Source organism: Desulfobulbaceae bacterium (assembly GCA_015231515.1).
Taxonomy (GTDB): Bacteria; Desulfobacterota; Desulfobulbia; order Desulfobulbales; family VMSU01; genus JADGBM01.
Map to the genome: position 1 here is coordinate 1 of JADGBM010000105.1, position 10,200 is coordinate 10,200.

General features: G+C 49.5%; 13 protein-coding genes. 10 read left to right on the plus strand and 3 right to left on the minus strand.

Annotation, left to right across the window (positions count from 1 at the left end; all coding sequences use genetic code 11):
* Window positions 1-169: 169 nt before the first annotated feature.
* Window positions 170-955 (plus strand): substrate-binding domain-containing protein, encoded by a 786-nt coding sequence (locus tag HQK80_13225; GenBank protein ID MBF0223163.1) that lies wholly within the window; start codon window positions 170-172, stop codon window positions 953-955.
* Between the two features lie 120 nt (window positions 956-1,075).
* Window positions 1,076-3,184 (plus strand): MCP four helix bundle domain-containing protein, encoded by a 2,109-nt coding sequence (locus HQK80_13230; GenBank protein ID MBF0223164.1) that lies wholly within the window; start codon window positions 1,076-1,078, stop codon window positions 3,182-3,184.
* 42 nt (window positions 3,185-3,226) lie between these two features.
* On the opposite strand, the gene HQK80_13235 is transcribed toward HQK80_13230, so the two are convergent.
* Window positions 3,227-3,760, minus strand: a complete 534-nt coding sequence (locus tag HQK80_13235) for a CoA pyrophosphatase (protein MBF0223165.1) — start codon at window positions 3,758-3,760, stop codon at window positions 3,227-3,229.
* A gap of 97 nt (window positions 3,761-3,857) precedes the next feature.
* Entirely contained in the window at window positions 3,858-5,051 is a 1,194-nt protein-coding gene (locus tag HQK80_13240; protein MBF0223166.1) for a hypothetical protein, read from the minus strand.
* A 437-nt stretch (window positions 5,052-5,488) separates the two neighbouring features.
* On the opposite strand from HQK80_13240, the gene HQK80_13245 reads away from it, so the two are divergent.
* The 7 genes from HQK80_13245 to HQK80_13275 all read left to right on the plus strand — a co-directional run bounded on the left by HQK80_13245 (window position 5,489) and on the right by HQK80_13275 (window position 9,271).
* The gene (locus HQK80_13245; GenBank protein MBF0223167.1) at window positions 5,489-5,644 is read left to right on the plus strand and encodes a hypothetical protein; all 156 of its coding nucleotides are present in this window, start codon (window positions 5,489-5,491) and stop codon (window positions 5,642-5,644) included.
* A gap of 18 nt (window positions 5,645-5,662) precedes the next feature.
* On the plus strand, window positions 5,663-6,010 hold the full coding sequence (locus HQK80_13250; protein ID MBF0223168.1) for a winged helix-turn-helix transcriptional regulator: 348 nt from the start codon (window positions 5,663-5,665) through the stop codon (window positions 6,008-6,010).
* A 26-nt stretch (window positions 6,011-6,036) separates the two neighbouring features.
* The gene (locus tag HQK80_13255) at window positions 6,037-7,335 is read left to right on the plus strand and encodes a permease (protein MBF0223169.1); all 1,299 of its coding nucleotides are present in this window, start codon (window positions 6,037-6,039) and stop codon (window positions 7,333-7,335) included.
* 14 nt (window positions 7,336-7,349) lie between these two features.
* A complete protein-coding gene (locus HQK80_13260; GenBank protein ID MBF0223170.1) occupies window positions 7,350-7,580 on the plus strand; it encodes a TM0996/MTH895 family glutaredoxin-like protein in 231 nt (76 codons plus the stop codon).
* 3 nt (window positions 7,581-7,583) lie between these two features.
* The gene (locus HQK80_13265) at window positions 7,584-8,069 is read left to right on the plus strand and encodes a thioredoxin family protein (GenBank protein MBF0223171.1); all 486 of its coding nucleotides are present in this window, start codon (window positions 7,584-7,586) and stop codon (window positions 8,067-8,069) included.
* Between the two features lie 102 nt (window positions 8,070-8,171).
* Window positions 8,172-8,570 carry a thioredoxin family protein gene (locus HQK80_13270; GenBank protein ID MBF0223172.1) on the plus strand — a complete coding sequence of 133 codons (399 nt, stop codon included), beginning with the start codon at window positions 8,172-8,174 and terminating at the stop codon, window positions 8,568-8,570.
* On the plus strand, window positions 8,567-9,271 hold the full coding sequence (locus HQK80_13275) for a cytochrome C biosynthesis protein (protein MBF0223173.1): 705 nt from the start codon (window positions 8,567-8,569) through the stop codon (window positions 9,269-9,271). The genes HQK80_13270 and HQK80_13275 overlap by 4 nt, the downstream gene beginning before the upstream one ends.
* A gap of 12 nt (window positions 9,272-9,283) precedes the next feature.
* Here HQK80_13275 and HQK80_13280 read toward each other — a convergent pair whose 3' ends face one another.
* Window positions 9,284-9,580: a type II toxin-antitoxin system RelE/ParE family toxin gene (locus HQK80_13280; protein ID MBF0223174.1), complete on the minus strand. Its 297-nt coding sequence runs from the start codon at window positions 9,578-9,580 to the stop codon at window positions 9,284-9,286.
* A gap of 175 nt (window positions 9,581-9,755) precedes the next feature.
* Here HQK80_13280 and HQK80_13285 point away from each other — a divergent pair, with 175 nt between their 5' ends.
* On the plus strand, window positions 9,756-10,106 hold the full coding sequence (locus HQK80_13285; protein ID MBF0223175.1) for a winged helix-turn-helix transcriptional regulator: 351 nt from the start codon (window positions 9,756-9,758) through the stop codon (window positions 10,104-10,106).
* Window positions 10,107-10,200: the final 94 nt, after the last annotated feature.

Here is a 10,200-nt window from a genome sequence, read left to right on the forward strand (position 1 = left end):
CAAAAGAAATTTTTCATGTATTGGCCATCACATTTTGCTTGGGCTTGTGAATTAAGGCTGGTAAAATTTTTTTACCTGCCACTGTATTTTTTTTTTGACTTTTACAAATGAACCTGCGCACAATTGTGAAAATGATTTTTTTTCAAACTACATTTAAAAGGAGGAAGTAATGCGTACATTTCGAGGTATCTTGTTCACGGCCCTGGCTGGCATGTTTTTGGTATCGTCTATTGCCTCGGCCCAGGAAGTAAAGGTCTGGGGTTCAACCACCTGTCAGAAGCGTTTTCTGGAGCCTGGCGCCGAGGCCCTGGAAAAAGCGACAGGTATCCAGGTAAAAGTTCTAGGGGTCGGCACCGGCAAGGGCATGTTGGCCCTGCTCGGCGGCAAAACAAATGTGGCGGCCTCGTCAAGCTCGCTTGACTCAAGTATTAAATCAGCCAAAAAAGAAGCCGCCAAGGCTGGTGATCCGGATCCTGTAATCCCAGACAACATCATGTTTCATGAAATAGCCAAGGATGTCATTGTACCCATCGTTCACAAGGACAACCCGGTGACCTCTTTAACTTTTGAGCAGCTTGCCGACCTTAGCACCGGCAAGGTGACCAACGGGAAGGAGGTCGGCGGCCCAGACCTGCCGGTCAAGGTAGTCACCAGCCATGCCGGCAGCGCGACGCGGGAGGTTTTTCAGGAAAAGGTCATGAAAAAGGCCCCTTATGCCGCCGATAAACTGGAGGTCAAAAGCACCCGTCTGGAGATCAATGAGGTCAGCAAGGACAAAGGGGCAATTGGTGCGGTAAGCGAGGGATTCTTCAAGCAGAATCCTGGTGATGCAAAGGTAATCCAAACCGATTCGATTCAGCGACCGCTGGCCTTGATCACCATCGGTGACCCGGCCCCGGAGGTTCAGAAAATTATTGATTTCTTCATGGGAGACGGCAAGAAATTTTTTGAGTAGGGAAAACTACAAAAACTAAGCTATTTTTAACACAAAGGACACGAAGACCGCGAAGTGCCTTTACACTGAATAGTAACGTTTTTTTGTTCATTTGATCAACAATCTACTGCGTGGAAGGTTATGGCAAAGAAAATTTCACTACAGGTCAAAATCCTTAGCGGGTTTTTATTCTGCACCATCATCAGTATTATTGTCGGTGCAGTCGGCTGGCACAGCACTTCCACCATCTCATTGAAGCTCCATAAGCTTGGTTCAATCCAAGTTCCGGCAAATACCCATTTGTCGGAACTTGCAGCAAAGCAGGCCAAAGCGGCCATTGCAGTGCAGATTATTTTGAACCCTGAACGAACTGCCAAAGATCGTATCGTCCAATACAAGGTCATCGAAGACTCTCTTGCAGAGGCCAAAAAACATATTGGCGAGTTTGCCGCACTATCCGTCACCCCAACTGTCAAACAGGAGTGGGAGAAATTCATGAATGCCTGGCAGGAATGGGTCACTGACATTAATACTGTGCTTGACCTCAGCAAAAAAAACGACGCGTTGGGCATTGATTATCCGCAAACCCTGGCGATGAACGCCGAGCGTTATTTTGGCACCTATAAGGCCTGGACAGCCGATGTAAGCAAGTCGGTCCTTGAGGGAAGTAAAATTGACACCGTTTCCACAGAGGTGGCAAGCCTTGAATTCGGAAAATGGCTCACTGAGCTGGAATTAACCAACCCTGATTTAATTGGGGCAAGAGACAAAATCCTGGCAGACCTCGGAAACGTGCTCTCCGCAGTCGAGAATATCGCCGAGTTCTTTGAAATTGAAGAGCCGGAGCTTGCCAAGGATGTCTATATTGCCGAAGTTATACCCAGCATTGACAGCATACAGTTTGTTGTCAATGGCTTTATGGCGCCGATTACTGCCTCCCTTGCCTCCTATAATCAACTACATCGTTTTGACATTGACCATATTTCTGCCTCCACGCACAGTACAAACCAACTGATGGAAGCGATGCGTGTCCTGGTCCATGATGATGTCGGCAAGGCTCTGACCAGTGGAGAAAAAAGCAGCCAAACCGCCAAGATTACCGTTATGACGATAGTCTTGGCTGGCACAGTCCTGTCTATATTGCTTGGCTGGTTTCTCAGCAGGAACATCACCAAGCCCATATTGCGTTATACTGAAAATCTAACATTCGCCTCGCTTGCGATTGACGGCGTTGTTGATTTTTTTACCGAGGCCGGTCAGAAACTGGCGGAAGACGCCTCAACCCAGGCCTCTGGTCTGGAAGAGACCTCCGCCACGGTTGAAGAGATCTCCTCGATGAGTCGGCAGAATGCCGCCAATGCCGGGAAGGCCGCCGAAACAATGAGGGAAACTAACGCCCAGTTGAAACTGACCAGTCAGTATATGCACGACCTAACCGGCTCCATGCAGGGAATTTCAGAGGCCAGTTCACATACGGCTAAGATCGTCAAGACCATTGACGAGATTGCCTTTCAAACCAATCTGCTCGCCTTAAATGCCGCAGTTGAGGCGGCCAGGGCTGGAGAGGCCGGCGCCGGCTTTGCCGTTGTTGCCGACGAGGTCCGAAACCTCGCCATGCGAGCGGCAGAGGCGGCCAAGAACACAGCACAACTCATAGAGGGTACGGTTTCTCAGGTTGAATCCGGTAGAGCCATGGTCTCCAAGACGTCGGATGCTTTTGATAAGGTGTCCAAAGGGATTGCGGATTCAGGCATTATTTTAGATGAGATTAACAACGCCTCCAATGAACAGGCCAAAGGAGTTTCGCAAATAAACACCTCCATCGCCGAGATTGAAGCAATTACTATGGATAGTGCCGCTAATGCCGATAAATATTTCAGGACATCGCTCGAAATGCAGTCCCATGCGGAGAAACTCGCCGAAATCGTGGCAGACCTTAAAAGCATGGTTGGCGGCAATGAGACGGCCCTCCAGACAGCCTCGGCTCAGAATAAGAGAGTCCTGGTGGCACCAACAATGTTGAATGACACCCCTGTTAATTGCTGGGAATTTAAGCAATGCGGTCGTGAACAAGGCGGCAAAAATGCCGCCGTACTTGGTGTGTGCCCCGCCTACCCGGATCAAGGGAAGAATTGCGCTGCGATTGCAGGGACACTTTGCGGCGGCAAGGTGCAGGGTTCCCATGCCCAGAAACTGGCCAATTGCCAGAAATGTGAGTTCTATCTGAGCCATAATTATCAGGGTTCGTAAATTCCGTAGGCAACAACCGATTGAGGCATACAAAACCATGAGCTAAACCTGCCACTCTTGAGCAAGGATGCGGGGCATCAGTTGTTGCAGAATTCGAAACGATGCACCCCAGAGTTTGAGAGTACCGACTCTGTAAAAGGCTATGCGCCGAGGGCAGGGCCAAGCATCGTAACGCACCATCTCTTCTCCGTACATCGAAGGATCGGCTAGAGCCTCCAGATCGATATCAAGAACATCAGCCACCTCACGTTCGTCAACAACCCATTTTTGCGGGACTATAACCCCCAGAAATGGATAGATTCGAAAGCCAGTTGCCTTGGTTTCCACCGGAGGAAGTTCCGCGAGAACAGCAACCCGCTCAGCATGAAGACCGATCTCTTCCCGGGTCTCCCTCAAGGCAGTTAAAAGCATGATCTGGTCGTCTGGCTCATGTTTACCGCCCGGAAAAGCAAGTTGGCCGCCATGAATTCCACCACTGCTTCTGCGAATAAGAACCAGTCGTAATTTACCACCGCTGTCTCTGTAAATGGGAACCAGTACGGCTGAATCTATAAGAGGAGTATCAACACTAATCATGTTCCGGTGCTTAGAATTTTTGCCTTCTGTTAATTTAACAAAAAAAACCGGATGTAAAACACACATCCGGTTTTAAAAAAGAATTGTACCTTAAAAATTATTTTTTGTTCTTACCAAGCTGTTTTCCGTTGTTGGCTTTTTGTACTTTAGAGATTTTAGAGATTTTACTAATTTTAGCCTTAGACTTATTTACTTTGGACTCTTTACTGTCAATAACTTTGATAGTATTTACACCGGTAAACGTCGCGCCACTCAGTAACTTACCGCCAATGGATATATCCACCATGCCGCTACCAAGGGGTTTCACTGCCGCTATAACAGCTTGCCGGTCAAACTTCACCTTCATTTCTAAAACCCCATCATTGTCAAAATCAACAATCTCGAAATCACTTGAAGGCAGGGGGGCAATTCGTTCGGTTAAACTCTCACCACCAACCATAGTAATGCGGACAGTTTCGGTATCAATTTCACTAGCAAGAATCTCCGGGAGTCCCCCCTTAAAGTTGATATATGTTGTAAATCCCTGGCCTCGGCTTTTCAGGTTCAAGGTCTGAGGCTCAAAGAAAACATCATCATGAACAGCGCCCGGGGGGGACGCTAAGAAGATTTCAAAACCGCTGCCATCCCAGCCGTACCAGGTAATCTTTCCTTGATCATTAATTGTTGGCAGGGAATCATAATGTCCGCCTCCATACGTAGCATCACTGAGCTTACTAATCTGCTGGGTGGCAGCTTCAAAAGTATAAATTCCTATCTCGCTGCCAAAGGCCAACCAAACTATGTCACCGTTAGCATTAATCCGCGGATGCTGGTCATCTGTGTCATTATCAGTAATTTGATAAATTACATCAGGTGTAGCTGGAGAAAACTTGAATATTTCCCAATCATCTTCGATACCGTCCCGCCCCATCCAGCTAATATCACCTGTATTGCTGATCTGGGGGTAAAAATCGGGTCGATCGTTATCTGTTAATTGAGTTGTTATCCCTCCAGAATATAAGAAAATCTCATAATCGCCGTTTAAGCCTTCCCAGACAACATCGCCCAGGTCATTTAAGCGCGGATTGGTATCTTGATATGAGTTGTCGGTTATTTGGGTAGCAATTGCCGAACCCGCAGGGCGAATAAAAATCTCATAATCATTTTCCACAGTATCTGGTCGCCCTTGCCAGGCCAGGTCACCAATATCATTTATGGTCGGATTCTTTTGGTAAAAATCGTTAAATGATGCCTGCTCAATCGTATAATCTGTCTGGCCAACACTCCCGTAACTGATATTGGAATAAATCATTTCCGTAGACCACAGGTCATGCTGGGCGTAAGCTAGATTTGAAACAAAAAAACACCACCCAGAAGGGTCAGAAATAACAGTAAATTTTTCGTTTTTTTACATCTCACAACTCGCATGTAACAATCTCCTTTTGATTTCTCAGGGTAGGCCGTCTCATTAAAAATACGTTTTTACAATTGGCAAAACAAAATTTTTTAAACAAATTTCTGTGGTCTTCATCAAGCAATAATTGTACCTCAAGCCCTGAACAGACCAGACCAGGAGAAAAAATATACCTTTCATATCAGCTAATTACAAGGTAGAATCCGATTTTAACAAATTTCAGAGACGGTCTACTCATAGTTATTTGCCCCATTTAGGGGTATAATACAACTCAGTTTGAGACTTTAAATGAAGACCGCTTAATCGGGAGCACGTAAACCACGGGTATTATCCTTATGCAGACACTCACCTACGACAAGATTGACCACCCGGATGTGTTACGAGTCATTTTTCATCCGCGCCGCGACGCCATGCAGCCCCCTTCCGACCCAACCACAATCCATTCAATTCCGGTAGTTATAATGTTGCTATATCGTCATGTGGCGATATAGCGAAACAGGAGAAACTTAATGAAACCATTTATCCGGGTTATGAAGGCCCTTTCCGACCCCAACAGAATTAAAATCGTCAAAATGCTGGAGAAAAAAGAACTCTGCGTCTGTGAGATCACCGCCCTTCTGGGGTTGGCTCAATCAACGGTGTCTAAGCATCTGAAGCTGCTTGAGGATGCGGGGCTGGTTAATTCCGAGAAGAACGGCCTCTGGGTGAACTACCGATTGGCAGACGGCAGCGAGGGGTCACCCTATGCCGGCACATTGCTGAAAAACATGAAGGGATGGCTCAACGATGAGGCTGTGGTGCGTGATCTTGCCCTTCAGCTTGTACATGTGGACAGAGCGCGGATCTGCGCCGCATAATTTCTTTTTGAGGGGGGGGAAAGATCATGGAGTGGAAAAGAGAATGGAGGGCGCTGGCCTGGATTGTCGCTGGCTTTCTGGCTTGTTATTATCTGCCGGTGGGTATCAGTCGGTTCGATAATGCGGTCATGGAGGCCTTACATCTGGTTAAATGGTATGCGGAAGAGCATGTGCTGCTCTGCCTGGTGCCGGCCTTTTTCATTGCCGGGGCGATTGCGGTCTTTGTCAGCCAGGCCTCGGTACTGAAATATCTGGGCGCTAAGGCCAACAAGGTCTTGGCCTATGGGGTCGCCTCGATCTCCGGAACCATTCTGGCCGTCTGTTCATGTACTATTCTGCCCCTTTTTGCCGGTATCTATCGAATGGGCGCCGGACTTGGGCCGGCTACCGCCTTTCTTTACTCCGGTCCGGCAATTAATATTCTGGCCATCATCCTTACTGCCCGCATCCTTGGCCCTGAACTTGGTATTGCCAGGGCGATTGGCGCTATTGTCTTTGCCGTTATTATTGGTCTACTGATGGCCTTCTTTTTCCGCAAAGAAGAGCAGGAAAAGGCAGCGGCTCAGGCCTTGATGCCTGAGCCGGAAGTAACCCGTCCGCTGTGGCAAAATATTTTCTATTTCGCCGCCATGATCGGCATTCTGGTTTTTGTCAACTGGGGTAAGCCCGATCAGGCAAGCGGTGTGTGGAATTCCATTTATGTCAATAAATGGCTGATTACCAGTGGCTTTTCCACAGCCTTCGGCCTGATGCTCATGACCTGGTACGGTCTGCCGAAATGGCAGGTTGTGCTGGCCGCTACTCCGGCGGTGGTTATGGCCCTGCTTTTTTCAAACCACCCGACGTTGGCCTTTGTGGCGGGGTTTGTCGGCCTTTCTTTTCTGATCAGCACCCGCGAAGACGAAAACGGCGAGTGGTTTCGGGAATCATGGGGGTTCGCCAAGCAGATCTTGCCGCTCCTGCTCTTTGGCGTGCTGGTCGCAGGGCTGCTCCTCGGTCGACCCGGTAATGAAGGGCTTATTCCCTCGGAGTGGGTGAGCTGGGCTGTGGGCGGCAATTCGTTGGCAGCCAACTTTTTTGCCTCCTTTGCCGGGGCCTTCATGTATTTTGCAACTCTCACCGAGGTGCCGATCCTACAAGGGCTGATCGGCAACGGCATGGGCAAGGGGCCTGCACTCGCTCTGCTCTTGGCCGGGCCAGCTTTAAGCCTGCCCAACATGTTGGTAATCAGAAGCGTCATAGGTACCAAAAAAACAGTTGTTTTTGTCGCGCTGGTAGTGGTGATGGCCACAGCGGCCGGAATGATATTCGGAACATTTTTCTAACAGGAGGAATCAATATGGAAATCAAGGTATGCGGACCAGGTTGTGCTAAATGCACGGAAGCCGAACGAATTGTCAATGAGGCCCTGGGCGAGGCGGGGAAAGAGGCCACTGTTGAGAAGGTCTCTGATTTTAATGAGTTCGCCAAACTCGGCATCTTTTCCACCCCGGCGGTGGTCATCGACGGCCAGGTGAAGAGCGTTGGCAAAGTTCCCACCAAGAAAGAAGTACTCGGCTGGATCTCGTAAACAATGGACGTACCAATACAGAGAATTCTCAAAATCGGCCGCGCAACGGTCGGTCTGGTGGGACTTGATGTTGCGTTGAACAGGGTTCTTGCTTGGCAGGATCTGCCCCTTGAACGTTGTGTAGAAAACGTCTATGAGGCGATTGCCGGCCAGAACTATATCCCGACAACCGCCGCTGCTTCGTATAAACAGGCGATTGCCAGGGAGATTGTCAGACTCAGGGAGAACGGCGAGCCCCAAAATGACGAACTTGTCATCCGCATTCTTGGGCCTGGCTGTGTTTCCTGTAACAATCTACAGACGATGGTGATCGAGATTATGAACGATATGGGCATCGCTGCTGATGTTTTCCAGGTTCATGATTTGGACGAGATAGGGCGCTTCGGCGTTATGCAGACCCCGGCCCTGCTTATCAACGGCACAGTGAAATGCGCCGGCCGCCTGCCCACCCGCGCCAAAATTGAAGAATGGCTGCGGGAGGTGGAATAGTCATGCGAGAACCCATCCTGATCATTTGCCAGGACACCCTCTAACCTTTTCCCTTTTCCCTTTAACCTTTAACCTCATAACCTCTTACAAGAGCACCATGCAATGAAACAATTTTTCAATACCACTTTAGTCTTACTTTTGCTTTTTGCTTTTATCGGCTGCTCCAATGCCGACGATTCAACATTCGGTAAGGAAGTCGTTCCCGGCATTCCGGTAAAAAACACGGTGACCCTCGTAGACCTTGGCGCCAAGACCTGCATCCCCTGTAAGATGATGGCGCCGATCTTGGAGGAGCTGAAGGTTGAGTACCAGGGCCGGGCCGAGGTGATCTTTATCGATGTCTGGGAGGAGGCTAACAAGAGCAAGGCCAAGGCCTTTAAGATCATGAGTATTCCGACCCAGGTTTTTTTTGACAAAGAAGGGCGGGAGGTTTATCGCCACAGGGGCTTTCTTGATAAAGAAGCCATTGTAACCAAACTTGAGGAGCTGCTGGCCAAATGATCGACTCCATCCTGCTTACCATCACCGACTGGCTGAGGGCCGGACCTGCCGTGGCCTTGCCGGGTTCCTTCCTTTGGGGCATGGTCAGCGTCTTGCTGTCACCCTGTCACATGGCTTCCATTCCACTGTTCATAGCCTATGTGGCGGGCCAGAAAAAAATACCTTCCCCCCGCCAGGCAGCCCGCTTCGCTTTGATTTTTGCAGCCGGTCTCTTTTTGACCATTATGGCGGTCGGATTCATCTGCGCCGCGGCTGGTCGAATGCTGGGAGACGTCGGTTTCTGGTGGCAGGCCGCAGTAGGTGTGTTTCTGCTCTGGGTGGCCTGGACCCTCTTTAAGCCTCCGAAATGCTCATCCACCGGCAATGTCATGGCCCGATTCAAAATGCAGGGGGCGATTGGTGCTTTTGTTCTGGGGCTTGCCTATGGAATTCTTTCCGGGGTCTGTACCTTTGGTTTTCTCGCCCCGATGCTGGGGATGATCTCCATGCAAAGTGAGCGGCTTGTTGGAATTGCCATGCTGGTTCTCTTCGGTCTCGGCCACTGTCTGCCCCTGGTGTTGTGCGGCATCTTTTCCGCCCGCACCATGGCACTGCTGCACAGCCATGCCGGTCAAAAACTGGTTTCGATTATGCGCAAATTGGCGGCGGTGGTGATTGCCGGGCTGGGTGTCTATTTTACCCTTATCCCATTCATTGATTAATAGTACGGTTCTTCATGACAGGTCTTGATCCATCCAATATTCGTGTCCGTGTCTGACACGAACGATCAGGACGTCCCGATTTTCTTCGACCAGATAGATAATCAGATGAGAGCCATAGGGATAAACACAGACAGGAGGGTAAAGTTCCAAACGACTTCTGGCAAGTTCGGGGTTGTCGGAAAGGAGCATGAAAACCCGCTCCAATCCGTCATGATACTTCTCTGCTTGATCAAGGCCGAACTGGTGGGCACCTTCAGTAAAAATGGCCCTGATATCCTCAATGGCCTTGCGAGTCAGTCGATAGGCCATGATCCTATACTTTTACCGCTCGCAAACGGGATTCCTTCAGGATATCTGCCATCGACTGGTCGCCGACACCGCTTTCTAGGCCTTCTGTTACCAGTCGCTTGGTCGTGGAGTCACCCCGTAATTTGTGTCTGTTTTTTGGCTTGACAATATCCGCCTATGCGGATAAAAGGCTTACATGAATACCATTGCTCAACTCTTCAAGGCCCTGGCCGAACCGATTCGGCTTCGCATCCTGGCGTTGCTTATTGACGAAGAACGCTGCGTCTGCGACCTGATGGCGGTGCTGGAACTTCCGCAATCGACTATCTCCCGCCATCTTGCCTATCTGAAAAACGCCGGCTGGGTGGAAGGCGAGCGACGCGGCGTGTGGATGTATTACGCTTTGACCGACAACCTGGATGGATTCCGGGAAGAGTTGCAGCAAATTCTGGCCGTTCACCTGCCTTTGACCGAGCAGGGCACCGTCGATCAGAAAAGGCTGCGTATTTACCTCGCCCAAGGGGAAAGAGATGCGTGCTGCCGCTAAGCCGTCGCACAAAATTCACTTGGATTTTTCAGGTTCATCTAAGCCATTGTCAGAATATAGCCTGGCCGTTTTAGTGAGCCAGATGGCATACGGC